21 protein-coding genes are annotated in these 24,508 nt (G+C 70.7%); 14 read left to right on the top strand and 7 right to left on the bottom strand.

All coding sequences use genetic code 11. The annotated features are described in order from the left end of the window. Positions 1 to 7: 7 nt before the first annotated feature. The 3 genes from frc to ABGB01_RS01900 all read right to left on the bottom strand — a co-directional run bounded on the left by frc (position 8) and on the right by ABGB01_RS01900 (position 4,251). On the bottom strand, positions 8 to 1,231 hold the full coding sequence (gene frc, locus ABGB01_RS01910) for a formyl-CoA transferase (protein ID WP_347769570.1): 1,224 nt from the start codon (positions 1,229 to 1,231) through the stop codon (positions 8 to 10). Positions 1,232 to 1,243: 12 nt separating this feature from the next. Next, a complete protein-coding gene (locus ABGB01_RS01905) occupies positions 1,244 to 2,914 on the bottom strand; it encodes a thiamine pyrophosphate-binding protein (RefSeq protein ID WP_347769568.1) in 1,671 nt (556 codons plus the stop codon). 89 nt (positions 2,915 to 3,003) lie between these two features. After that, entirely contained in the window at positions 3,004 to 4,251 is a 1,248-nt protein-coding gene (locus ABGB01_RS01900; RefSeq protein ID WP_347769566.1) for a molybdopterin-binding protein, read from the bottom strand. A 130-nt stretch (positions 4,252 to 4,381) separates the two neighbouring features. Here ABGB01_RS01900 and ABGB01_RS01895 point away from each other — a divergent pair, with 130 nt between their 5' ends. The 9 genes from ABGB01_RS01895 to ABGB01_RS01855 all read left to right on the top strand — a co-directional run bounded on the left by ABGB01_RS01895 (position 4,382) and on the right by ABGB01_RS01855 (position 14,246). Next, positions 4,382 to 5,359 (top strand): 2-dehydropantoate 2-reductase, encoded by a 978-nt coding sequence (locus ABGB01_RS01895; protein ID WP_347769564.1) that lies wholly within the window; start codon positions 4,382 to 4,384, stop codon positions 5,357 to 5,359. Between the two features lie 37 nt (positions 5,360 to 5,396). Next, the gene (locus ABGB01_RS01890; RefSeq protein ID WP_347769562.1) at positions 5,397 to 7,298 is read left to right on the top strand and encodes a molybdopterin-dependent oxidoreductase; all 1,902 of its coding nucleotides are present in this window, start codon (positions 5,397 to 5,399) and stop codon (positions 7,296 to 7,298) included. A gap of 4 nt (positions 7,299 to 7,302) precedes the next feature. After that, positions 7,303 to 9,108, top strand: coding sequence for an NAD(P)H-dependent oxidoreductase subunit E (locus tag ABGB01_RS01885; RefSeq protein ID WP_347769560.1), 1,806 nt, complete (start codon positions 7,303 to 7,305; stop codon positions 9,106 to 9,108). After that, positions 9,105 to 9,947 carry a 2Fe-2S iron-sulfur cluster-binding protein gene (locus ABGB01_RS01880; protein ID WP_347769558.1) on the top strand — a complete coding sequence of 281 codons (843 nt, stop codon included), beginning with the start codon at positions 9,105 to 9,107 and terminating at the stop codon, positions 9,945 to 9,947. The genes ABGB01_RS01885 and ABGB01_RS01880 overlap by 4 nt, the downstream gene beginning before the upstream one ends. After that, positions 9,940 to 10,773, top strand: coding sequence for a formate dehydrogenase accessory sulfurtransferase FdhD (fdhD, locus tag ABGB01_RS01875; RefSeq protein ID WP_347769556.1), 834 nt, complete (start codon positions 9,940 to 9,942; stop codon positions 10,771 to 10,773). Before ABGB01_RS01880 ends, fdhD begins: the two co-directional genes overlap by 8 nt. A 527-nt stretch (positions 10,774 to 11,300) precedes the next feature. After that, complete coding sequence (locus tag ABGB01_RS01870; protein WP_347769554.1) at positions 11,301 to 12,209, top strand: metal ABC transporter substrate-binding protein; 909 nt, start codon at positions 11,301 to 11,303, stop codon at positions 12,207 to 12,209. Further along, positions 12,206 to 12,988 carry a metal ABC transporter ATP-binding protein gene (locus ABGB01_RS01865; RefSeq protein ID WP_347769552.1) on the top strand — a complete coding sequence of 261 codons (783 nt, stop codon included), beginning with the start codon at positions 12,206 to 12,208 and terminating at the stop codon, positions 12,986 to 12,988. The genes ABGB01_RS01870 and ABGB01_RS01865 overlap by 4 nt, the downstream gene beginning before the upstream one ends. Next, positions 12,988 to 13,860 carry a metal ABC transporter permease gene (locus tag ABGB01_RS01860; RefSeq protein WP_347770164.1) on the top strand — a complete coding sequence of 291 codons (873 nt, stop codon included), beginning with the start codon at positions 12,988 to 12,990 and terminating at the stop codon, positions 13,858 to 13,860. The genes ABGB01_RS01865 and ABGB01_RS01860 overlap by 1 nt, the downstream gene beginning before the upstream one ends. Further along, positions 13,857 to 14,246 (top strand): transcriptional repressor, encoded by a 390-nt coding sequence (locus tag ABGB01_RS01855; protein WP_347769550.1) that lies wholly within the window; start codon positions 13,857 to 13,859, stop codon positions 14,244 to 14,246. The genes ABGB01_RS01860 and ABGB01_RS01855 overlap by 4 nt, the downstream gene beginning before the upstream one ends. Here the strand turns inward: ABGB01_RS01855 and ABGB01_RS01850 are convergent. After that, positions 14,186 to 15,103, bottom strand: a complete 918-nt coding sequence (locus tag ABGB01_RS01850) for a DMT family transporter (protein ID WP_347769548.1) — start codon at positions 15,101 to 15,103, stop codon at positions 14,186 to 14,188. The two genes, ABGB01_RS01855 and ABGB01_RS01850, sit on opposite strands and share 61 nt — an antisense overlap. Positions 15,104 to 15,174: 71 nt before the next feature. Between ABGB01_RS01850 and ABGB01_RS01845 the strand changes: the two genes are divergently transcribed. After that, complete coding sequence (locus ABGB01_RS01845) at positions 15,175 to 15,723, top strand: CGNR zinc finger domain-containing protein (protein ID WP_347769546.1); 549 nt, start codon at positions 15,175 to 15,177, stop codon at positions 15,721 to 15,723. 4 nt (positions 15,724 to 15,727) lie between these two features. Here the strand turns inward: ABGB01_RS01845 and ABGB01_RS01840 are convergent, their stop codons facing one another. Both ABGB01_RS01840 and recO read right to left on the bottom strand, forming a co-directional pair. Next, positions 15,728 to 16,501, bottom strand: coding sequence for an isoprenyl transferase (locus ABGB01_RS01840; RefSeq protein ID WP_347769544.1), 774 nt, complete (start codon positions 16,499 to 16,501; stop codon positions 15,728 to 15,730). After that, entirely contained in the window at positions 16,498 to 17,232 is a 735-nt protein-coding gene (gene recO / locus ABGB01_RS01835) for a DNA repair protein RecO (protein ID WP_347769542.1), read from the bottom strand. Before recO ends, ABGB01_RS01840 begins: the two co-directional genes overlap by 4 nt. 150 nt (positions 17,233 to 17,382) lie before the next feature. Between recO and ABGB01_RS01830 the strand changes: the two genes are divergently transcribed. From ABGB01_RS01830 to ABGB01_RS01820, 3 genes are all read left to right on the top strand, one after another. Continuing rightward, entirely contained in the window at positions 17,383 to 18,951 is a 1,569-nt protein-coding gene (locus tag ABGB01_RS01830; RefSeq protein ID WP_347769540.1) for a CDP-alcohol phosphatidyltransferase family protein, read from the top strand. Next, positions 18,948 to 19,670, top strand: a complete 723-nt coding sequence (locus tag ABGB01_RS01825) for a DUF5941 domain-containing protein (protein ID WP_347769538.1) — start codon at positions 18,948 to 18,950, stop codon at positions 19,668 to 19,670. The genes ABGB01_RS01830 and ABGB01_RS01825 overlap by 4 nt, the downstream gene beginning before the upstream one ends. Positions 19,671 to 19,953: 283 nt before the next feature. Then, positions 19,954 to 21,357: a glycoside hydrolase family 16 protein gene (locus ABGB01_RS01820; protein ID WP_347769536.1), complete on the top strand. Its 1,404-nt coding sequence runs from the start codon at positions 19,954 to 19,956 to the stop codon at positions 21,355 to 21,357. 117 nt (positions 21,358 to 21,474) lie between these two features. On the opposite strand, the gene ABGB01_RS01815 is transcribed toward ABGB01_RS01820, so the two are convergent. After that, on the bottom strand, positions 21,475 to 23,826 hold the full coding sequence (locus ABGB01_RS01815) for a GH1 family beta-glucosidase (RefSeq protein ID WP_347769534.1): 2,352 nt from the start codon (positions 23,824 to 23,826) through the stop codon (positions 21,475 to 21,477). Between the two features lie 92 nt (positions 23,827 to 23,918). Between ABGB01_RS01815 and ABGB01_RS01810 the strand changes: the two genes are divergently transcribed. Further along, positions 23,919 to 24,404 (top strand): Lrp/AsnC family transcriptional regulator, encoded by a 486-nt coding sequence (locus ABGB01_RS01810; RefSeq protein ID WP_347769532.1) that lies wholly within the window; start codon positions 23,919 to 23,921, stop codon positions 24,402 to 24,404. Positions 24,405 to 24,508: the final 104 nt, after the last annotated feature.

Genomic DNA, 24,508 nt, shown 5'->3' with positions numbered 1-24,508 from the left:
GCTCCACTTAGATGACTCCGTTCGTCTTGAGTTCGGCAAGCTCGTCCGCGCTGACGCCGAGCTCGCCGTAGATGTCCTGGTTGTGCTCGCCGAGCAGGGGCGGGGTGACGACGTCCACCGGAGAGTCCGACAGCTGCAGCGGGCTGCCGACCGTCACGAACTCACCGCGCTCCGGATGGTCGACCTTGACGACGATGCCCTCCTCGCGCAGGCTCTCGTCCTCCACCAGCTCCTTGGTCGACAGGATCGGCCCGCAAGGGACGTTGGCGCCGTTGAGCCGGTCGAGCACCGTCCACTTGTCGTGGCGGATCGTCCACTCCTCGATGAGCTGGAACATCTTGTCCAGCTTGGTCAGCCGAGCCTCCGGTGTCGCCCACTCGGGGTCGTCCGCCAGCTCGGGACGGCCGATGATGTTCGCGATCGGCTCCCAGCCGACCGGCTGCACGATCACGTAGATGTAGTCGTTGGGGCCTCCGGGAGCGCAGCGCACCGCCCAGCCCGGCTGGCCGCCGCCGCTGGCGTTGCCCGAGCGGGGCACCTCGTCGCCGAACGTCCTGTTGGGATATTCGCGCAGCGGGCCGTGCGCCAGCCGCTGCTGGTCGCGCAGCTTGACCCGGCACAGGTTCAGCACGGCGTGCTGCATGGCCACCTGTACGCGCTGGCCGCGCTGGGTCTGCTGGCGCTGGTAGAGGGCTGCCAGGATGCCGGCGACCGCGTGGATGCCGGTGCCCGAGTCACCGATCTGCGCCCCGGTGGCCAGCGGCGGGCCCTCCTCGAAGCCGGTGGTGCTCATCGAGCCGCCCATCGCCTGCGCGATCACCTCGTACGCCTTGAACTTGGCGTACCGGCCGGAGCCGAAGCCCTTGATCGAGGCGTAGATGAGGCGGGGGTTGAGCTCCTGGAGGCGTTCCCAGGTGAAGCCCATGCGGTCGACAGCGCCCGGCCCGAAGTTCTCCACCAGGACGTCCGCGTTCTTCACGAGCTCGGTGAAGAGCTCCTTGCCGCGCTCGCTCTTCATGTTGAGGGTGATGCTGCGCTTGTTGCAGTTGAGCATCGTGAAATAGAGGCTGTCGACGTCTGGCACGTCACGGAGCTGCTGCCGGGTGATGTCGCCTTTGGGTGCTTCCAGCTTGACCACGTCCGCGCCCAGCCACGCGAGCATCTGGGTGGCGGACGGGCCGGACTGGACATGGGTCATGTCGAGGACGCGGACACCTTCGAGAGCCTTCATGTCGCTTTTCCCCTACTTGTACATGGTCTGGTTCATCGTTCCGGGGGCGTAGACGTCCGGATCGACCCATACGTTGATCAGTGAGGGCTTGCCCGACTCCCTGGCCCGCTCCAGCGCGGGACGGATGTCGGCCGGGTCCCGGACCTCCTCGCCGTGGCCGCCGAGGAGTTTGGCGAACTCGCCGTAGCGGATGTCGCCGAGGGTGTTGCCGACGCGTGCGCGATCCTCGCCGTACTTGGCGGCCTGGCCGTACCGGATCTGGTTCATCGAGGAGTTGTTGCCGATGACCCCGATGAACGGCAGGTCGAAGCGGACCATCGTCTCGAAGTCCCAGCCCGTCAGGCTGAAGGCGCCGTCGCCGAACAGGCACAGCACCTCCTTGTCGCGCCGCGCCTGCTTGGCCGCCATCGCGAAGGCGGTGCCGACGCCGAGCGTGCCGAGCGGTCCCGGGTCCATCCAGTGGCCGGGCGACTTCGGCTGCACGACCTGGCCGGAGAAGGTGACGATGTCGCCGCCGTCGCCGATGTAGATGGTGTCCTCGGTAAGGAACTCGTTGATCTCGTGGACGAGGCGGTAGGGGTCGATGGGCTGGGCGTCGGAGTGCTGGCGGGGCAGGCGCTTCTCGTACGCCTGGGTCTCGACCGTGCGCAGTTCCTCGAGCCACGCCTTGCGCTTGGCCGCGGCGTCGCCGATGCGGCCGCTCGCCGCCTGGGCCGCGGCGGAGAGGATGAGGCCGGCGTCGCCGACGATGCCCAGGTCGATGTCCCGGTTCTTGCCGACGGTGCGGTAGTCGAGGTCGATCTGGACGACGGTCGCGGTCGGCGACAGGCGCTTGCCGTACCCCATCCTGAAGTCGAACGGGGTGCCGACGATGATGATCAGGTCGGCCTCGGTGAAGGCGTACCTGCGGCTGAGCTGGAAGTGGTGCGGGTCGCCCGGCGCGAGCGTGCCGCGGCCCGAGCCGTTCATGTACGCGGGCACGTTGAGCGCCCTGACGAAGTCGATCGCCGCGTCGGTCGCCCGGCACGTCCAGACCTGGCTCCCGAGCAGGATGGCCGGCTTCTCGGCGTGCGCCAGCAGGTCGGCCAGCCGCTCGACCGCCTCGGGGTCGCCGGCCTGGCGGGTGGAGGCGCGGTAGCGCCCGGTCTCCGGGATCCGCGCCTTCTCGAGCGGGACCTTCGCGTCGAGCACGTCGCGCGGGATCTCCAGGAACGACGGGCCGGGAGCGCCGTGGTAGCACTCGCGAAAGGCCATGGACACGATGTCGGCCACCCGTTCCGTGCTCGGCACCGTGGCCGCGAACTTGGTGATGGGGGCCATCATGTCCACGTGCGGCAGGTCCTGGAGTGAGCCCATCTTGTGCTGGCTCAGAGCCCCCTGGCCGCCGATGAGCAACATGGGGCTCTCGGCGCGGAAGGCGTTGGCCACGCCGGTGACCGCGTCGGTCGTGCCCGGTCCGGCGGTGACCACCGCGCAGCCGGGCTTGCCGGTGATGCGCGCGTATCCGTCCGCGGCGTGCGCGGCTACCTGTTCGTGGCGTACGTCTATGACCTCGATGCCCTCATCGACGCAGCCGTCATAGATATCGATGATGTGGCCGCCGCAGAGCGTGTAGATCACTTCTACGCCCTCGGCCTTGAGTGCCTTGGCTACGAGATGACCGCCAGAGATCGTTTCCGACATCCTTCAACCCTTTCCGGGGGACGGAGCGCTGTCTTCCGCATACTGCATACCGTATGAACGCAATGGTTACTCCCTCCTGAACGGCCTGTCTAGCCCCCCGGGGGCAACTCGATCAGCTCGACCTGCTCACCGGACCACCCCGGAGGCACCACGGCCAGGGCATCCGCGAGCGCGGCGCCCCACAACGAACCGGGCCGGTCATGTCCCACAGGCACGGCCCCGCGGCCGGACCTCCTGACCGGCACCAGCCGCGTGTCCCTCGGGTGCGCCCTGACCGGGCCGGCGAGCGCGCTCGTCTCCCTGCCGGCCAACCTGCCGGCCGACGTGCCGGCCGACGTGCCCGCCGCCTCGCGTACGATCGGGGCCAGCAGGGTGAGCGCCGCGGCGAGGGCCGCGAACGGGTTGCCCGGCAACCCCACGACCAGCCCGCCGCCCGGCAGGCGGGCCAGCATCTGCGGGTGCCCCGGACGCACGGCCACGCCGTCGACGAGGAGCTCCGCCCCGAGCTCGGCCAGCACACCCCGGAGGTGGTCGGCCGGCCCCTTCGACGACGCCCCGCACACGACGGCCACGTCGCCGCCCGTCCCTGTCGTGAAGGGCGGCGCGGAGAGGGCTTCGCGGAGGGCGCCGGGGCCGTCGGGCAGGCGGGCCGTGCCGACGACGCGGCCGCCCGCCCACTCCACGAGGCCGGGCAGGAACGGCCCGATGGCGTCGCGGACCCGGCCCGGCGCGGGGAGCCCTTCGTGCACCACCTCGTCGCCGGTGACCAGGACCGTCACCCGGATCCGGGGCCGTACCCGCAGGGTGTCGTGGCCGAGCGAGGCGGCCAGTCCGAGCACGGCGGGAGTGACCATGGCGCCCGCCCCGAGCACGACCGCGCCCTCGGCGATGTCCTCGCCCCGCCGCCGGATGTGCCGCCCGGCCTCGACCGCGCCGTCCACCCACCGGGGATCCGCCCCCGGACGCCGGTGCGGCCCCGGGACCGCACGGGCGTCGGGACGTCCGGGAGGCGGTGCCGCGACCGCGTGTTCGTAGGGCAGCACCGCCTCCGCCCCCGCCGGGGCGGGGGCGCCGGTAGCGATCTCCACCGCCTCCCCCGCCCGCAACACTCCCCCGTACGGCGCTCCCCCGGCCAGGACGCCGCCCACGACCAGCCACGGCCCAGGGCCCGCCACGGCGTAGCCGTCCATCGCCGCGACGTCCACGCCCGGCACCGGCACCAGCGCCTTCAAGGGGGCGGTCAGACGGCGGCCCAGCGCCTCCTGGAGCGGGACTCGCGCCGGCTCCAACCGCCCCACCGACCGTGCCGCGAGGGCCCGCGCGGCGGCCCATGACATCGCTTCCACCACTGGTTCATGCCGAACAACGGTCACAGGTACGCTCCTTGACCCGACTTTTTCCATACTGTATACCGAATGCACGGTACGGGGGCCGTACAAACAGTCCGACGCGAGAACGGAGCGGATGATGAAGGTCGCTGTTCTTGGCGCCGGCGCCATCGGCGCATACGTGGGGGCCGCCCTCCACAGAGCGGGAGTCGAGGTGCACCTCATCGCCAGAGGCGAGCACCTGCAGGCGATACGCGCCGCCGGTGTGCGGGTGCTCACCCCCAGGGGCGATTTCGTCGCCCATCCCCATGCCACCGACGACCCCACCGAGGTCGGCCCGGTGGACCACATCTTCCTGGGCCTCAAGGCGAACAGTTACGCCTCCGCCGGCCCCATGATCCGGCCGCTTCTGCACGAGGCCACGAGCGTCATCGCCGCGCAGAACGGCATCCCGTGGTGGTATTTCCACGGGCTCAAGGGCCCGTACGAGGGCTACCGCATCGAGAGCGTCGACCCGGGCGGCGCGGTGACGGCCGCGCTGCCGCTGCACCGGGCGATCGGCTGTGTCGTCTACGCCGCCACCGAGATCGAGGAGCCGGGCGTGATCCGCCACCTCGAGGGCACCAGGTTCTCCATCGGCGAGCCGAACGGCGAGCTGACCGAGCGGTGCACCGCCTTCAGCCAGGCAGCGGTGGAGGGTGGGCTGAAGTGCCCGGTGGAGCGTGATCTGCGCCGGGATGTCTGGATCAAACTCATGGGCAACATCGCCTTCAACCCGATCAGCGCGCTCGCCAGGGCGACGATGGCCGGGATCTGCCGCCACGACGGCACCAGGGAGCTGGTCGTGGCCATGATGCGGGAGACGGTCGAGGTGGCGCGGCGGGTGGGCTGCGATCCCGGCATCTCGATCGAGCGCCGGCTGCGGGGAGCCGAGAAGGCCGGCGAGCACAAGACGTCCACGCTCCAGGATCTGGAGAAGGGTAAACCGCTGGAGCTCGACGTGCTGCTGGCGGCGGTGGTCGAGCTGGCCGACCTCACTGGAGCGGAGGTGCCGACCCTGCGCGCGATCCACGCTGTGAGCGATCTGCTGAACGCGAACCTTGTCCGCGCGGTCTAGCTGGGAATACCGTGATTGTATACAGAATGGAGGGATCATGAGCTATGACCGCCTGACCCATCCACTGGTGCGCGAGAACGGCGTGCTGCGCAGGGCGAGCTGGGAGGAAGCGCTGGAGCGCGCGGCGGAGGGATTCCGCCGCAACGTCGCCAAGCACGGCCCCAACTGCTTCGCCATGTTGTCGTGCGCCCGTTCCACCAACGAGATGAACTACGTCGGGCAGAAGTTCACCCGCGTGGTGATAGGCACCAACAACGTGGACTCCTGCAACCGCACGTGCCACGCGCCGAGCGTGGCCGGGTTGTCGGCGGTGTTCGGCAGTGGCGGCGGCACCTCCTCCTACCAGGAGGTCGAGGACACCGACGTGATCGTCATGTGGGGTTCGGCGGCCAGGAACGCCCACCCCATCTTCTTCCAGCACGTCCTCAAGGGCATCCGCAAGGGCGCGCGGATGTTCGCGGTCGACCCCCGCCGCACCGGCACCGCCCAGTGGGCCGACCTGTGGCTGGGGCTCAACGTCGGCACGGACATCCCGCTCGCCCACGCGGTGGCCCGCGAGATCATCCACTCCGGCCTGCACAACGAGGCGTTCATCGAGCGGGCCACGATCGGCTTCGAGGAGTTCAAGGAGTCGGTCGAGCCGTGGACGCTCAGCGCGGCCGAGCAGGTCACCGGCGTGCCCGCGGCCGCCATCCGCGAGCTGGCCCACGCCTACGCCCGCGCCGACCGCGCCCAGCTGTGCTGGACGCTCGGCATCACCGAGCACCACAACGCCACCGACAACGTACGGGCACTGATCAACCTGTCCCTGCTGACCGGCCACGTCGGCCGCTACGGGTCGGGCCTGTCGCCGCTGCGCGGGCAGAACAACGTGCAGGGCGGCGGCGACATGGGCGCCATCCCCAACCGCCTGCCCGGCTTCCAGGACATCCTCGACCCCGACATCAGGGCCAGGTTCGAGAGCGTGTGGGGCCGGCCGATCCAGCCGACGTACGGGCACAACCTCACCGAGATGCTCGAGGCGATGGCCGAGGGCGAGGTCACCACCTGCTATCTCATCGGTGAGAATCCCGTGCAGTCGGAGGCCGACTCGCTGGCCTGCGTCAAGCGCCTGTCCATGCTCGACCACCTCGTCGTGCAGGACATCTTCCTCACCAAGACCGCCCAGATGGCCGACGTCGTGCTGCCGGCCAGCGCCGCCTGGTGCGAGGCGGACGGCACGTTCACCAACAGCGAGCGCCGCGTCCAGCGGGTGCGCAAGGCCCTGGAGCCGCCGGGCGAGGCGCGCGACGACATCTGGATCATGTGCGAGATCGCCCGCAGGCTGGGCCACGACTGGCACTACGACGGCGCGGAGGAGGTCTGGAACGAACTGCGCGCCCTGTCCCCCCAGCACACGGGCATGACCTACCAGCGGCTGGCCGACCTTCAGGGCATCCAGTGGCCCTGCCCGTCGGAGGACGAGCTGGAGCCCCCATACCTGCACGGCAGGCTCTGGGAGAACGACCCGTCCAGGCGAGGCATGCCGGCGCCGTTCGCGGTGTTGCGGCACTCGCCGCCGGTGGACCTGCTGGACGACGAGTATCCGCTGCGGCTGACCACGGGCCGCCGGCTCGACTCCTACAACACCGGCGTGCAGTCGTCCGGCTTCGCCTCTCCGCTGCGCCGCGGAGAGACCATCGAGCTCTGCCCCGAGGACGCCGAGCGGCTCGGGCTGACCGAGGGCGAGGAGGTGCGGATCACCTCGCGGCGCGGCTCGGTGACCGCGCCGGTGTACATCGACCCCGCCCTGCGGCCGGGGCTCGTGTTCATGACGTTCCACTTCCCCGACGAGGTGGACACCAACTCCTTGACCATCGAGGCCACCGACCCGATCTCGGGCACGGCCGAGTTCAAGGCCGCCGCCGTACGCGTCGAGAAGCTCGTCAAGGCTGGGTGATCAGATGGATCTGAGATTTCGTGGTGCGGAGCCGTCCGAGGAGGAGCGCGCGGCGGTCGACGCCCTGCTCGGGCCACCCGCCTCCGCCTGGGACGGCGGATCGAGGACCGCGGCCGACCTGCGCTTCGCCGCCCGTGCCGAGGCCGCCCGCGACCAGCTGCTGCCGGCGCTGCACGCGGTCAACGACCGGGTCGGGTGGATCAGTGAGGGGGCGCTGGAGTACATCTGCCGCCGCCTGACGATCCCGCCGGCCGAGGCGTACGGGGTGGCGACGTTCTACGCGCTGTTCTCCGTGAAGCCCAGGTCGAAACGGATGCTGCACGTCTGCACCGACCTGGCCTGCCAGGCGAAGGGCGCGGAGTCCGTACGCAGGCGCGTCGAGGACCACTTCGGCCCGGCGGGCACGTCGTGGCAGGAGAGCCCCTGCCTGGGGATGTGCGAGCGGGCCCCGGCCGCGCTCGCCCTGGAGGCGGGCACGCCGCCCGTGGCGCAGGTGTACGCCCCCGCCACCCCCGACACGATCACCACCATGGCCGAGGCGCCGCCGAGCTCCAACGGCAGCACGCCGAGCGTCAAGGTCACCGGTGAGACCCCAGAACGGGCGGCGGTGCCGCAGGCCGGGCAGGACGGGTTGCTCCTGCTCAGGAGAATCGGCGCCGTCGACCCGGCCAGCCTGGACGACTACCGGGCGGCCGGCGGCTACACCGCGCTCAGGCGGGCGTTCGACCTCGGCCCCGCGGGGGTGATCCGCGAGGTGCTGGAGTCGGGGCTGGTCGGCAGGGGCGGCGCGGCGTTCCCGACGGGACGCAAGTGGGACGCCACGGCCCGCCAGCCGGACCACCCCCACTACCTGGTCTGCAACGCCGACGAGAGCGAGCCGGGCACGTTCAAGGACCGGGTCATCATGGAGGGAGACCCGTACGCGCTGGTCGAGGCCATGACGATCGCCGCCTACGCCACCGGCTGCGCCAAGGGATACCTCTACATCAGGGGCGAATATCCCCGGGCGGTCGCGCGGCTCCAGCACGCGATCGCGACCGCCCGCGCGCGGGGCCTGCTCGGCGACGACATCCTCGGCAAGGGCCTGTCCTTCGACATCGAGCTGCGCAGGGGCGCGGGCGCCTACATCTGCGGCGAGGAGACCGCGATCTTCAACTCGATCGAGGGGCAGCGGGGCGAGCCGCGCAGCAAGCCGCCGTTCCCGGTGGAGAAGGGGCTGTTCGGCAAGCCGACCGTGGTCAACAACGTCGAGACGCTGGTCAACGTGCTGCCGATCCTGGAGAACGGGGCGCAGGCGTACGCGGCGGCCGAGCCGAAGCTGTTCTGCGTCTCGGGCGCGGTGGAACGCCCCGGCGTGTACGAGCTGACGTTCGGCGCCACGCTGCGCGAACTGCTCGACCTGTCCGGCACCACCGGGACGACCAGGGCGGTGCTGCTCGGCGGCGCGGCCGGCGCGTTCGTCACCGACCTGGACATCCCGCTCACCTTCGAGGGCACCAGGGCCGCCGGCGCGACGCTCGGCTCCGGCGTGGTGCTCGTCATCGACGACGGCGTGGATCTCAAGAGCCTGCTGCTGCGCATCGCGGAGTTCTTCCGCGACGAGTCGTGCGGCCAGTGCGTGCCCTGCCGGGTGGGTACGGTACGCCAGGAGGAGGCCCTGCACCGGCTCTCGCGCCGGGTCGACGAGGACGATCTCGTGCTGCTGCGCGAGGTCGGACAGACCATGCGTGACGCCTCCATCTGCGGCCTCGGACAGACCGCCTGGAACGCCGTCGAATCAGCCATCGACCGCCTGGGAGTTTTCAGATGATCCCGCTCCAGCCGCCCCGCCGGCTCATCGACGTCGAGATCGACGGCGAGCCCGTGCGCGTGCCAGAGGGCTCGACGATCCTCGACGCGTGCGCCGCGGCGGGCAAGGACATCCCGACGCTCTGCTACGGCGACACGCTCACCCCGAAGAACGCCTGCCGGGTCTGCGTCGTGGAGGTGGAGGGCGCGCGGACGCTGGCGCCCGCCTGCTCCAGGAAGGCCGAGAAGGGCATGAAGGTCGGCACCGACACCGAGCGCGCCCGGCAGAGCCGCAAGGTCGTGCTCGAACTGCTCGGCTCCTCGGTGGACATGTCGACCACCCCGAGGGCGGCCGAGTGGGTGGAGGAATATGCCGCCGACCCGGCCAGGTTCGGCGACGACGCCGCCACCGTCGAGCAGCCCGCCAAGGTCGACAACGAGCTCTACGTACGCGACTACAGCAAGTGCATCATGTGCTACAAGTGCGTGGACGCCTGCGGCGACCAGTGGCAGAACACCTTCGCCATCGGCGTCGCGGGCCGGGGCTTCGACACGACGATCTCCACGGAGTTCGACGCCCCGCTCACCGACTCGGCCTGCGTCTACTGCGGCAACTGCGTCGAGGTGTGTCCCACGGGCGCGCTGTCGTTCAAGACCGAGTTCGACATGCGGGCCGAGGGCACCTGGGACGAGTCGAAGCAGACGGAGACGACGACGATCTGCAGCTACTGCGGGGTCGGGTGCAACCTGACCCTGCACGTGCAGGACAACAAGATCGTCAAGGTGACCTCGCCGCACGACAACCCGGTCACCAAGGGCAACCTCTGCGTCAAGGGCCGCTTCGGGTACGGCTATGTCTAGGGTCTCCGTCAAACGCCGCATCCTGCGGGTGAAGGACACCGCCCGCACGCGCAAGATCGACTCGCTGGCCGCCGAGGAGCCGCTGGAGATCCGGCTCAACGGCACGCCGCTGACGGTCACCATGCGCACGCCCGGCGACGACTTCGACCTGGCCGCCGGCTTCCTCGTCAGCGAGGGGGCCGTGGGCTCGCCGGACGACATCGCCACGATCCGCTACTGCGCGGGCGCGACGGTGGACGGCGGAAACACGTACAACGTGCTCGACGTGCGGCTCGCACCAGGCGTCCCGGCGCCTGAGCCGCGCAACTTCTACACCACCTCCTCCTGCGGCGTCTGCGGCAAGGCGTCGCTGGAGGCGGTGCGCACCGTGGCCCGCTGGAGCGCCGGCGACGACCCCGTCGAGCTGACGCAGCCGGTGATCACGTCCCTGCCCTTGCGGCTGCGGGCGGCCCAGCGGGTCTTCGACAGGACCGGAGGGCTGCACGCGGCCGGCCTGTTCACGGCGGACGGCGAGGCGCTGTGCGTGCGCGAGGACGTGGGCCGGCACAACGCCGTCGACAAGCTGCTCGGCTGGGCGCTCAGGAACGGGCGGCTGCCGTTGCGGGGCACCGTGCTGATGGTGTCCGGCAGGGCGTCGTTCGAGCTGGTGCAGAAGGCGGTCATGGGAGGCGTCCCCGTGCTCGCCGCGGTGTCCGCGCCCTCCTCGCTCGCGGTCGAGCTGGCCGCGGAGGAGGGGCTGACGCTCATCGGTTTCCTCCGCGGCGACTCGATGAACGTCTACGCCGGCGAGCACCGGCTGGCCGAGGAGGCCCTGCTCCCCGACTGAACCCCGCTCCGCGAGGCGCCGGGCGAACGCGCGCCTCGCGGAACGGGGCCGCGAACGTCGCTCCGTGCGCCGGCAACGGCTCTGCCGGCGTACGACCACCGGGCGACCGCGGGATGCCGAACGGCGTGCCTGGGCCCCCAGCCGCCGTCCGGCATCCTGTTCATGGCCCTGTTCATGGCCTCCACTCCGTGGAGGCGGGCTCGGTCGCCAGACGCCGCCACCTTCCCCCGCTCTGGTCGCTGTGTTCATGGCCTCCACTCCGTGGAGGCGGGCTCGGTCGCCAGACGCCGCCACCTTCCCCCGCTCTGGTCGCTGCGCTCCCGCCGCTCCTCCAGGTGACGGCACTCCCTCGCCAGGCTCCCGCCGCTCCTCCAGGTGACGGCACTCCCTCGCAGGCTCCCGCCGCTCCTCCAGGTGACGGCGCTCCCTCGCGGGCACCCGCCGGGCGCTGGATTTTGACAATCATTTTCATTCTGCCGCATACTGGATGCATGATTTCAGGATTTTCCCGGTCTTATGCTGCGCGTTTGCTGGCGGGAGCCGCGTTGATCACCACCGCCGCGTGCGGCGCCGGCTCCGCCACCAACGCGGCGGAGGGCGGCAAGCCCGAGGTGGTCGCCGCCATCTATCCGCTCCAGTGGCTTGCCGAGCAGGTCGGGGGATCCGACGTCCAGGTGACGAGCCTGACCGCGCCCGGCGTCGAGCCGCACGACCTCGAGCTGAACATCCAGCAGGTCACGGCGATCAGGAACGCCGCGCTCACCGTCTATGTCAAGGGTGTGCAACCGGCCGTGGACGACGCCGTGGAGCCCGACACGAGCTTCGACGCCGCCACCGCCGTCAAGACGATCCCCTCCGGTGAGCACGCCGAGGAACACGCGGATGAGCACGCGGAGGGGGGCGCCGAGGAGCACGGCCACGAGATCGCCTACGACCCGCACCTCTGGCTCGACCCGTCCCGCCTGGCCACCGTCGCCACGACGCTGGGCGAGCGGCTGGCCGCCGCCGACGCCCCGCGCGCCAAGGCGTACCAGGACCGCGCCGCCAAGACGGCCGCCGCGCTGGGCACGCTCGACCAGGAGCTCGCCGATGGCCTGCGCACGTGCGAGACCAGGACGCTGGTCACCGCGCACTCGGCGTTCGGCTACCTCGCGGATCGCTACAAGCTCAAGCAGGTCGGCATCACGCTCGACCCCGAGACCGAGCCGTCGCCCACCCGCATCTCCGAGGTGGCCAAGCTCGCCAAGGCCGAGGGCGTGAGCACGATCTTCACCGAGACCCTGGTCAGCCCGAAGGTGGCCGAGGTGCTCGCGAGCCAGGTCGGCGCGGAGACGGCCGTGCTCGACCCGCTGGAGGGCAAGCCCTCGGGCGACTACCTGTCGGCCATGCGCGATAACCTCAAAACCCTACAAACAGCACTGGGGTGTACGGCATGAGCGAAACGGCCTTCGCGATGACCGGCGGCCGGGTCTCCTTCGAGGGCAAGCCCGTCCTGCGGGGGATCGACCTGACCGTCCGTCCCGGGGAGGTCGTCGCCCTGCTGGGCGCCAACGGCTCCGGCAAGTCCACGCTGGTCCGCGCACTGCTCGGCCTCACGCCGCTGTCCGGCGGCACCACCCTGGTGTACGGCTCGCCACCGGCCAGGTTCCGCGACTGGTGGCGCATCGGCTACGTGCCGCAGCGGCTGCACGTCGGAGGCGGCGTGCCCGCCAGCGTACGCGAGGTCGTGGCCTCGGGCCGGATCGCCAGGCAGAGCAGGTTCCGCAGGACGAGCGCGGCCGACAGGGCTGCCGTGGCGAGCGCGCTGGAGGCCGTCAGGCTGGCCGACCGCGAGGGTGACCCCGTCCAGTCGTTGTCCGGCGGCCAGCAACAGCGGGTGCTCATCGCCCGCGCCCTGGCCGGGGAGCCGGACACGTACGTGATGGACGAGCCGACCGCGGGTGTGGACGCCGAGACCCAGAAACTGCTCGCCGACACCCTTTCCGCGCTGGTGCTGGACGGCAAGACGGTGGTGCTGGTCGCGCACGAGCTCGGCCCGCTTGAGCCGATCATCACGCGCGGCGTCGTGATCCGCGAGGGCCGGGTCGCTCACGACGGCAGGCCGCCGCGGCCCGAGGGCGACTGCGCGCGGCCAGGGCACGAGCACCAGCACCCGCACGCGGCCGTCGAGCCGGGCGCGGGACCGCTCACGGGGTGGCAGGGGGACCCACGATGATCATTGAGCTGCTTCAGGAGGAGCTCTTCCAGCTCGCGCTCATCGCGGCGCTGCTGGTGGGGCTCTGCGCGCCCGCGGTCGGCACGTTCATCGTGCAGCGCCGGCTGTCGCTGCTCGGCGACGGCATCGGCCACGTGGCGCTGACCGGTGTGGCGCTGGGGTTCCTGACCGGCACCGCTCCGGTGCTGACCGCGGTGATCGTGTCCGTGCTCGGCGCCGTGGCCATCGAGCTGGTCAGGGCACGCGGCCGCACCAGTGGCGACGTGGCGCTGGCGCTGCTGTTCTACGGCGGGATCGCGGGCGGCGTCATGCTCATGGGCATCGCGCCGGGCGGCAGCACCACCAAGCTCAACTCCTACCTGTTCGGCGCCATCGCCAGCGTCACGCCTGAGGACATCTGGATCATCGCCGCGCTGGCCGCGGCCGTGATCGCGGTCGTGGTGATCTTCGGCAGGGAGTTGTTCGTGCTCTGCCAGGACGAGGAGATGGCCAGGGCCAGCGGCCTGCCCGTGCGCTTCCTCAGCCTGCTGATCGCCGTCACGGCGGCGCTCACCGTCGTCATCGCCATGCGCGTGGTCGGCCTGCTGCTGGTCAGCGCGCTGATGGTGATCCCGGTGGCCACCAGCCAGCAGCTGACGCGGGGCTTCCGCACGACGATGCTGCTGGCCATGCTGTTCGGGGTGCTCGCCTCCGTGGGCGGCCTGCTCGCCTCCACCTACTCGGCCAAGGTCCCTCCGGGAGCCGCGATCGTGCTTCTTGCGCTCGCCGGCTTCGTCCTGGCCCTCGGTGTCGGTAGATTCGTACGGCGAGGCCGGACCCAGGAGTCACCATTGAGCGAGCGACCGAAGTTGCGCGTCGAGGAGGTCGCATGACGACGAGACGCGATGCCGTCCACGACACCCTCCGCAGGAGCGAGGGGTTCCGCAGCGCGCAGGACGTCTATGCCGAGATGCGCCTCCACGGCGCCAAGATCGGCCTGACCACGGTCTACCGCGCGCTGCAGGCGCTGGCCGACGGCGGTCAGGTCGACGTGCTGCGCACCGACGACGGCGAGTCGGTCTACCGCGCCTGCGCGAGCGACACCCATCACCACCACCTGGTGTGCCGCCGCTGCGGCCGCACCGTCGAGGTCGACGGCCCCGCGGTCGAGCGCTGGGCCGAGATGGTCGGCACGGAGCACGGCTTCACCGACATCACTCACACGGTCGAGGTCTTCGGCACCTGCTCGTCCTGCTCCACCTCGGTCAGGACGGGCTGAGTGCGGCGAGAGCCGTAGAGCACCCCGAACACGATCACCGCGCAGCCCGTGAGCTGCAACACCGACGGGCGCTCCCCGAGCGCCAGCGCGGAGATCCCCACGGTCGTCATGGGCTGGATCAGCAGCAGCAGCGCCGTGAGCGCGGCGGGCTGGCGCGGCAGCGAATACGTGATCAGCGACCACCCGAGCACCTGTGGCCCGAGCGCGAGCAGCAGCAGCCATCCATGCGCGGGCCAGGCCGGCGTGAAGTCCGCGCCCCCGAACACCGGGCTGAGCAGGGCGATCGTCGCGGCGGTCACCACGGTCGCGTGCGCCAGCGGGCCCGCGCCCCGATCCGGCCCGGCCTTCATCAGCAGCAGGAACACCGCGTACGACAACGACGTGGCCACCCCCGCGAGCACCCCCATCATGGGGTCGCTGCCGTAGGCCGCGCTGTCGAACACCCCGGAGATCAGCACCACGCCGCCGAACACCACCGGCGTCCCGACCATCAGCCGGGTGGACGGCCGCTCCCCGAACACCGCCCAGGCGGCGAACGCCACGATGAACACCTGCAGGTTGCCCAGCACGGTCGCCAGCCCCGCGCCCACATACTCGATCGCGTGGTGCCAGAACAGCAGGTCGAGCGCGAACACCGCCCCCGCGGAATAGGCCGGCAGGAGCGCCTTGCGCGGCATAGGCCCTGATCTGCGCCGCTCCAGCCAGGCCAGCACGAGCATCGGCGGCACGGCGTACGCGCAGCGGAAGAAGGCGGAGGTCGCGGGTGACACGTCCGCCATGCGGACCATGGGGCCAGAGGTGGAGATGATGAGCGCTCCGGCGATCGCGACCATGACGATACGCCGATGTGCACTCACGGAAACCCCCGAGACCCCGAGCAAGAGATACGCTGCGACAACGCTAGAACCCGGCGCGTACAGGAGTCAACATGCCGTTTGGCCATGACATGGTGCATTCGCTGGCCACCGTTGTCGAGCTGGTCAACACCTCGCCCTCCACCGGCGGCGACGAGGGCCTGGCCGGCCTGGCCGAACTGCAGGAGTTCGTGGAGTCCCGCCAGATCAGCGGCGTGAGCCGGCTCACGGCCCGCGACCTCGGCCAGGTGCGGATGGTGCGGGAGGCGTTCCACCGCGTCTTCACCGCCACCGACCAGCCGACCGCGGTCCGCACGTTGAACGCGCTGCTGTCGGAGACGCGCATCACGCCCAGGCTCACGGAGCACGACGGGCACCCGTTGCACGTGCACTATTTCGCCGCCGACGCGGCGCTGGCCGAGCACGTGGCGGCCGACTGCGGGGTGGCGCTGGCCCACCTGCTGGTCGAGGGAGAGGCCGAACGCCTGCGCACGTGCGCGGCGCCCGACTGCGACCGGGTGTTCGTCGACGAGTCACGCAACCGCTCGCGCGTCTACTGCGACAGCCGCACGTGCGGCAACCGCATGCACGTCGCCGCCTATCGTGCCCGCCGCCGCGCCTGAGCCGCTAGACCTGGTTGGGCAGCGCCCCGCCGTAGCGGCGGTCGCGCTTGGCGTAGATCTCGCACGCCTCCCACAGGTCCCTGCGGTCGAAGTCGGGCCAGAGCCGGTCGAGGAACACCATCTCGGCGTAGGCCGACTGCCACAGCAGGAAGTTGGAGAACCGCTGCTCGCCCGACGACCGTACGAACAGGTCGACCTCGGGGATCTCCGGTTCGTCGAGATAGCGGGCGAACACCTTCTCGCTGACCTTGGACGGCTTCACCCGCCCGGCCGCGATGTCCTCGGCCATCCGGACCGCCGCGTCGACGATCTCGGCCTGACCGCCGTAGTTGACGCAGAACTGCAGAGTCAGCCTACGGTTGGCGACGGTCATCTCCTCAGCCGTCTGCAGCTCGGAGATGACGCTCTTCCACAGCCGCCCGGGCCGGCCGGCCCAGCGCACGCGCACGCCCATGGCGTTGAGCTCGTCGCGACGCCGCCGGATGACGTCGCGGTTGAAGCCCATGAGGAAACGCACCTCGTCGGGCGAGCGCTTCCAGTTCTCCGTCGAGAACGCGTACGCGCTCAGATAGGGGATGCCCAGTTCGAGAGCCCCCTCGATGACATCGAACAGCGAGGATTCGCCTGCTTTGTGCCCCTCGGTGCGTGGCAACCCCCGCGCCTTGGCCCAGCGGCCGTTTCCGTCCATGACGATCGCGACGTGCCGGGGCACCAGCTCACGCGGGATCGGCGGCGGTGTCGCGCCTGACGGATGCGGGGACGGTGGTCGGACGTTCACGCGGGCTCCCTTTCGACGTGTCGGAGAGAGCGTATGCCGTGTTCGAGGTGCCACTGCAGATAGGCGGCGACAAGGCCGCTGCACTCGCTGCGATGGCGCGACTCGGAGGCGTCGGCCAGGGCCCAGTCGCCGCGCAGCAGCGCGGCCATGAGCCCGATCGTCTCTCCGGCGGGCACGACGGACCCGGACGGCTTGCAGGCCCCGCACACCACGCCGCCGGCGACGATGGCGAACGCCCTGATCGCCGGGGCCCGGCACCGGGCGCACGCGTCGAGCACGGGGGCGTAGCCGGCCACGGCCAGGGAGCGCAGGAAATAGGCGTCCAGCACCAATCTGGCCTCGTGATCCCGGTCGGCGAGCGTGCGCAGCCCGCCCACCAGGAGCAGGAACTGCCGCAGCGCCGGCTCCTTCTCCCCGTGCGTCAGCCGGTCGGCGGTCTCCAGCATCGCGGTGCCCGCGGTGTAGCGCGGATAGTCGGCGGCCAGCGCCTCTCCATAGGGCCTCAGCGTCTCCGCCTGGGTGACGACGTCGAGGGTGCGCCCGGTGTGCAGCTGCAGGTCGACATGGGTGAACGGCTCGAGTCTCGCCCCGAAACGCGACGTCGTGCGGCGCACGCCCTTGGCCACCGCGCGGATTTTGCCGGTGCGCTTGGCCAGAATGGTGACGATGCGGTCGGCCTCACCGAGTTTCTGTGTACGCAGGACCACGCCTTCGTCACGGTAGAGACTCACTCGGACATCTTACGGCCACTCTCGGTACCGACGGGCGGACGTTACGGGCATGCTCTGTTGACGCGACTTTGCGTAACCCTCACTAGACTTTGACGCCTGTCCCCGCATCACCCGTTGTTCAACCCCCCGCAATCGCCTCGAAAGGGAGACATGACCCGCGTGGTCCTGCTGGGCGCTTCGCCCGGCCCCGAAACCTCTCCGACCGGCCTGAGGCTGGCCGCGCTAACCGGCAACCCCACCGTGGCCGAACGACTACGCAGCCAGGTCACCTCCATGGATCCGCGGCCCGCCACCATCGAGTCAGGCGATGTGGCCGCCGCCCTGCGAGCCCTGGCCGATGTCGCCGCATCAGCAACGGAAAACCTCTTCATCATCCCGACCAACTCCGTCGTCCACGACGAGCTGATCTACCAGATCACCAAGTCCAAGCGCGGTGCGCTGGCGCTCGTCGCGAAGGAGCCGCGTTACGGGATCACCGAGGAGGCGCAGGAGGACACCGGTCAGGAAGACAACGGCCAGGAAGACGGCGACGACGAGCCCGTGCAGGAGGGGCGCGTCCCGATCGCGGAGGCGGAGCCGGAGATCGGCTACGAACGCCTCGAAGGCCTGCCCGTCCGCGCCCGCATCGGCAAGTCCAACCGCATCGTCTCGGTGGGCACCGCCCACCACGCGGTCACCCGGCCCAACGCGGCGCTGCTCGGCCCGCTGCACGTGAGCGCGCGCAACGCGCCCGCGCTGGCCGAGACCTGCCGCGAGCTGGCCGAGATCGCCGACCGTTTCGGCGATGACGACGACCTGGTGCAGCTCATCGCGTTCGGCCTGGTGCGCAACGGCGTGTCGGTCGGCATCCGCGGCCGCCGCGACCTGTTCTACCGCCGGGTCACCACCCAGGAGGAGGTCAACGAGGCGGGCACCGAGATGACCGGCATGGACGAAGACCGCTCCAGGCTCAACAACGCGGTCAAGGGCGCCGACGGCTTCTTCACCACCTATTTCGTCTCCACCTACTCCCGCTTCATCGCCCGCTGGGCGGCCAGGCGCGGGCTGACGCCCAACCAGGTCACGCTGATCTCGATCGCGCTCGGCGTGGCCGCGGCCGCCTGCTTCGCCACGGGCGATCGCCCGTGGATGGTGGCGGGCGGGATCCTGATCTACTTCGCGTTCGTCTTCGACTGCGTCGACGGGCAGGTGGCCCGCTACGCCCGCAAGTTCGGCGTGCTGGGGGCGTGGCTGGACGCCACGTTCGACCGGTTCAAGGAATACGTGGTCTTCGCCGGGCTGGCCATCGGCTGGGTGGTCTCCGGCAACAGCGAGGACATCTGGATCCTGGCGCTGGCCGCGCTCGGCCTGCAGTCGGTGCGCCACCTGCTCGACTTCTCCTTCGGCATCTCCAACCGCCGCAAGCCACCGGCCAAGCTGCCCACCCTGGCACTCGACGCGCCCGACGACCGCGATCTGCGTGAGGCGCTGACGCGGCGGAAGGTCGAGCGCAGCCAGGGCGTGCGGGGCGTGCTCAAGATGTGGAGCAAGGCGGGCAAGAACCGCGCCGTCCACTGGGCGCGTAAGATGATCGTCTTCCCCATCGGCGAGCGGTTCGCGGCCATCGCGATCACCGCCGCCCTCTTCGACGCCCGGATCACCTTCCTCACCTTGGTGATCTGGGGCTCCGTCGCCGCCATCTACACCCTCACCGGACGCCTCATGAGGTCGCTCGTATGATCACCCAACCGCAGGCCATGGCCACCCCCACGCCGGATCCCGACGAGGAACGCCGCCGCATCCAGACCGCCCGCCTGCTCGCCTACCGCGACGACGGCCCGCTCGCCCACGCGCTGGCCGGCAAGATCGGCAAAGGCCTGCCGCCCGTGCCCGCCACGCTCGTCGCCCTGCTGGCGATCGTCGGCCTCATCGTCGCCGGCGTGCTGGAGCCGGGCCCGCTCCTGCTCCTGCCCGTGGCGATCATGCTGCTGCTGGTGCTGCCCACCGCGCCGCGCGACCATCTGGGCCGCTTCGACTGGCTGACCCCGCCACTGCTGCGGGGCACCGAGTTCCTCACCATGATCGCTATCGGTCTCGCGGCCGACGCGCCGAGGTGGCTGCTGTTCGTGCTGGTGTACGTCGTGGGCTACCACACCTACGACACCGTCTACCGCACCCGCCAGAGCATCTGGCCGCCCGCCTGGGTGTTCCACGCGGGCCTCGGATGGGAGCTGCGCCTGCTCATCATCGGCGCCGGAGCCGCGCTCGGAGCGCTGACCCCGGTGCTGGCGGTGCTGACGGCCTACCTGTTCGTCCTGTTCGCGGTGGAGAGCGTGACGAGCTGGGTCCGCCTCGACAAGTCCACCGCCCAGTCCGCCGACGCCGAGCAGGACCTCGAGGCCTCCCCCGAAGAGGCGATGGAGCAGGCACAGGCCAACGGCGAGACCGCCAAGGGCTGACTCGGGAGAGACCCGCGGCACCACACTGGACGTGCGGCGCCGCGGGTCTCACTCGTCTCCCACGGTGTCCCCCACGCGCTCGCTGACCGCGATCGGCGCGACCGCCGTGGACCTGCTGTGACGTACGGGCATGAGCCATAACGAGAGCGCTCTCTAGAAGCTCTCCGGTCAGCGCTTCCCCGAGGGCGGCGTGCAGGTGGCGGTGATCGTTGACAGGACGTGCGCGCTGTGTTCACATCGTTGAGAGAGCGCTCTCTCGCATCCAACCCCCCATGGAGCGATGATGACAACAGCGAACAGGCACCGGCGCCGCCTGGCGGCCGTGGCCGTGGTGCTCACCGCACTCACCGGGCTGCTCGTCCAGATGACCGCCGGCGCCTCGGCCTCCGTGCCGTCCACGCCGTCCGGCTGGTCACTGGTCTGGTCGGACGACTTCAACGGCCCGGCGAACACCCTGCCCTCGTCGGACAACTGGATCATCGACACGGGGCACGCCTACCCCGGCGGCCCGGCCAACTGGGGCACCGGCGAGATCCAGAACTACACCTCCAGCACCTCCAACCTCAGCCTCGACGGCTCGGGCAACCTGCGCATCACCCCGCTCCGCAGCGGCTCCGGCGAGTGGACCTCGGCCCGCATCGAGACCAGGCGCTCCGACTTCAAGCCCGCCGACGGGCGTATCCTGCGCATCGAGGGCCGCATCCAGATGCCGAACGTGACCGGCAACGCCGCCCTCGGCTACTGGCCGGCGTTCTGGGCGCTCGGGTCGCCGTACCGGGGCAACTACTGGAACTGGCCGGGGATCGGCGAGTTCGACATCATGGAGAACGTCAACGGCCTCAACTCCGTCTGGGCCGTGCTCCACTGCGGCGTCGCCCCCGGCGGGCCGTGCGAGGAGAACAACGGCCTCGGCGCCAGCCGCGCCTGCCCCGGCGCCTCCTGCCAGTCGGCCTTCCACACCTACCGCTTCGAGTGGGACCGCAGCGTGAGCCCCAACCAGCTGCGCTGGTACGTGGACGGCCAGCTGTTCCACAGCCTCAGCCAGTCCCGGTTCGACGCCACGACCTGGAACAACATGACCGGCCACGCCGGCTACTTCCTGCTGCTCAACGTGGCGATGGGCGGCGCGTTCCCCAACGGCGTGGCCGGCTTCGGCACCCCCACGGGTGACACCGTGCCCGGCAGGCCGATGATGGTGGACTACGTCGCGGTCTGGCAGAGCGGCACGGGCGGCGGCGACCCCGACCCCGACCCGACCGACCCGCCCGGCGACGTCGACGCCCGCTCCACCATCCAGGCCGAGCGCTACAACGCCCAGTCGGGCACCATGGTCGAGACGACCACCGACTCGGGCGGCGGCCAGAACGTCGGCGCCATCTCCAACGGCGACTGGCTCCGCTTCGACGGAGTGCGGTTCGGCTCGCAGGCCGCCCGCCAGTTCAAGGCCAGGGTGGCATCCGGGGCGGGCGCCGGGGTCAGCGGGCTCGTGCAGGTGCGGCTCGACAGCCCCACGGCCACGCCCATCGGTGACTTCGCCGTGGGGAACACCGGCGGATGGCAGAGCTGGCGCACCATCCCGGCCAACATCTCCGGGGTGACCGGGACGCACACGGTCTACCTCACCTTCAGCAGCGGCCAGCCGGCCGACTTCGTCAACGTCAACTGGTTCACCTTCTCCACCTCCTGACCGCCCAGCGGGCCCGTACGCGCGTACGGGCCCGCCGCAGCCGGCTGGCCCGGCGGCGGCCCACCGCCTCGACGTGCGGCGACGAGGGGCGCGGCACGTGCCCGAAGAAGGCGGGCGTCAGGTGGAGTCTCTGACCACGAGCCGGGCCGGGAGCACGACGGACGTGACGTGGCGGCCCTCCAGGCGCGACAGCAGGAGCCGGGCGAGCGCGAGGGCCTGGTCGGCGACGGGGACGCGCACGGTGGTGAGCGGCGGGGTGGTGGCCGAGGCGGCGTCGATGTCGTCGAAGCCCGCGATCGCCAGGTCATCCGGCACCCGCCGCCCGGCCTCCTGCGCCGCCCGCAACGCCCCGATGGCGAGCTGGTCGCCGGCCGCGAAGATCGCGTCCAGTGACGGGTTGTCGCCGATGAGCCGGCGCGCGGCCTCCGCGCCGGACGCGCGGGTGAGGTCGTCGGCCGGGGCCAGAATCGGCCGCATGCCGGCGCGATGGAGGGCCGCGCGGTGACCGGCGAGGCGGTCCTGGACGGAGGTCAGGTCCATGGGGCCGCAGATCATGCCGATGTGGCGGCGGCCGCGCGCGATGAGGTGCTCGGTGGCGGCCGCCGCTCCCCCGGCGTTGTCGACGTCCACGTACGGCACCAGCGACGCGACCGCGGGTTTGCCGAGCAGCACGATCGGCACGCCGGTCCGCGAGAGCCGCTCGGCCAGGGTGTCGGCCCGGTCGGGCGGCAGGAGCACGACGCCGTCCGCCAGCCGCGCCTCCATGTGGGAGGCGATGCGGCGGTGGCTCTCGGCGGTGTCGGCCAGCATGAGCGTGATCTGCTTGCCCGCGCCCTCCAACATGCTGGTGACGTACTGGACGACGGCCGCGGTCAGCGGATCTCCGCCCTGCCTGGGCACCGACAGGACGAGGGCGACCGTGTTGGTGCGCCGGGTGACCAGGCTGCGGGCGGCGGCGTTGGGCACGTAGCCGAGCTCTCTGACGGCCCGCATCACCGTCGCGCGAACCTCGGCGCTCACCGAGCTCTCGCCGTTGACGACGCGCGAGACCGTGGCTCTGGAGACGCGGGCGCGGGCGGCCACGGTCTCCAGGGTGGGCCGTCTGGCGCGGGTCTCGGTCAGGCCGTTGCGCGCGATGACGTCGTGATACCACCGGGCGCTGTCCTTCGGACGGCGTTTCTGGGTGGCGAAGTCCACGTGCACGAGGCCGAACTTGCGCTGGTATCCGTCGGCCCATTCGAGGTTGTCGAGCAGCGTCCAGACAAAGTATCCACGGACCCTGGCGCCGTTCTCGATCGCGGATCTCAGGGCACGCAGGTGTTCCTCGATGAAGCTGATCCTGTCGACGTCGTGAATGCCGTCGCCGGTCACCACGTCGACGAAGTCGGCGCCGTTCTCGGTGATCATCAGGTCGGTTTCCGGATATTCCCGCGAAAGGCGGCCGAGCAGCTGGGAGAGACAACCGGGCACGATGGGCCAGCCCATGGCGGTGACCGCCGTGGGCACCGTGCAGAAGAGCACGCCCTCGCTTCCCGGGAAAGCCGGATCGGCGGGTTCGCTGGGCTGCGCCTGCACCACCAGCGGCGCGTAGTAATTGACGCCGACCAGGTCGATGGGCCGGGCGATGACGTCGAGGTCGCCGTCGCGAACGTGGCCGAGCCCCGCGTGGCGCTCGATGAGCGGGATCAGGTCGGCGGGGTAGGCGCCGCGCAACATCGGGTCGAGGAACTGCCGGTTCGCCAGGGCGTCGATCCTGGCCACGGCCTCGGCGTCCTCCTCGCTCAGCTCCCTGCCGGCGTCGCTCACCTGGGCGGGCGTCAGCACGGGTGAGATGTTGACGACGGCGCCCACCTTGGCGGCCCCGGCGTCGCGCAGCGCCTGGACGGCCAGCCCGTGGGCGAGCAGCAGGTGGTGGGCGCTGCGGAAGGCGTCGGCCGCCGACGTCCTGCCGGGCGCGTGAATGCCGGAGCCATATCCGAGAAAGGCCGCAACCCACGGTTCGTTCACCGTGAACCACGTGTCGACCCGGTCACCGAGGCGCTCGTGAACGGCCGCGGCGTAATCCGCGAAATGGCGGGCGGTGTCGCGGACCGGCCAGCCGCCCTGGCCTTCCAGCGCCTGCGGCAGGTCCCAGTGATAAAGGGTGGCATAGGGTGTGATGCCCGCGGCGAGCAACTCGTCGAGCAGCCGATCGTAGAAGTCGAGCCCCGCTGTGTTCACCTTTCCGCAGCCGTCGGGAATCACCCTCGCCCAGCTCACCGAGAACCGGTAGGCGGCTATTCCGAGGTCTTTCATCAACCGCACGTCCTCGGTATGGCGGTGGTAATGGTCGCACGCCTCGGCGCGGTCGGCGGAGAAGCCGTCCCAGATGGACGGGCCGCGGCCGCCGGCGGTCGTGGCCCCCTCGATCTGGAAAGCGGAGGTCGACACTCCCCAGACGAAACCCTCGGGGAAACTCGCTGCGCTCATCGTGGTGAAAACCCTCCGGACACGGTTCGGGCGCCCAGTCTCCCGCGCGCCGCACGTCGCGCGCCAGCCTGGCCAGGCTGTATACAGAGCGCGTGGAACTGGACCGGCTCGATCGTGACATCATCGCGGCGCTCGTCGACGACGCCCGTGCGACGTACGCGGACATCGGTGATCACGTGGGGCTGAGCGCGTCGGCGGTCAAGCGCCGGGTCGACCGGCTGCGCGCGACGGGGGCGATCACCGGGTTCAGCGCGCGGGTGGCGCCCCAGGCGCTGGGCTGGACGACCGAGGCCTACGTGGAGCTGTTCTGCCAGGGCAAGACCAAGCCGTCGGACATCGCGCTGGCCGTGGCCAAGTTCCCCGAGGTGGTCGGGGCGGCCACGATCACCGGCGAGGCCGACGCGCTGCTGCACATCAGGGCGACGGACGTCCGCCACGTGGAGCGGGTGATCGAGCGCATCGCCGCGGAGACCTTCGTGGTGCGGACCAAGAGCGTCATCGTGCTCTCCAGGCTGGTGGACGCACCTCCTGGCACCACCGTGCCCCAACCGCGCAACGGACCGTCCACGGGTGCCTGAAAGACGCAACAGACCTGCGCGTATACGCAATGTCGACCTCTTGGCCGCCATGACGGGCGGTTCCTAGGCTGGCTGCGTCCCTCCAGAGCGGGATTTCCCTGGTC

Source organism: Nonomuraea sp. B5E05, from assembly GCF_039880665.1.
In the GTDB taxonomy this organism is placed as follows: Bacteria; Actinomycetota; Actinomycetes; order Streptosporangiales; family Streptosporangiaceae; genus Nonomuraea.
This window is presented reverse-complemented; position numbering and strand designations above follow the sequence as displayed.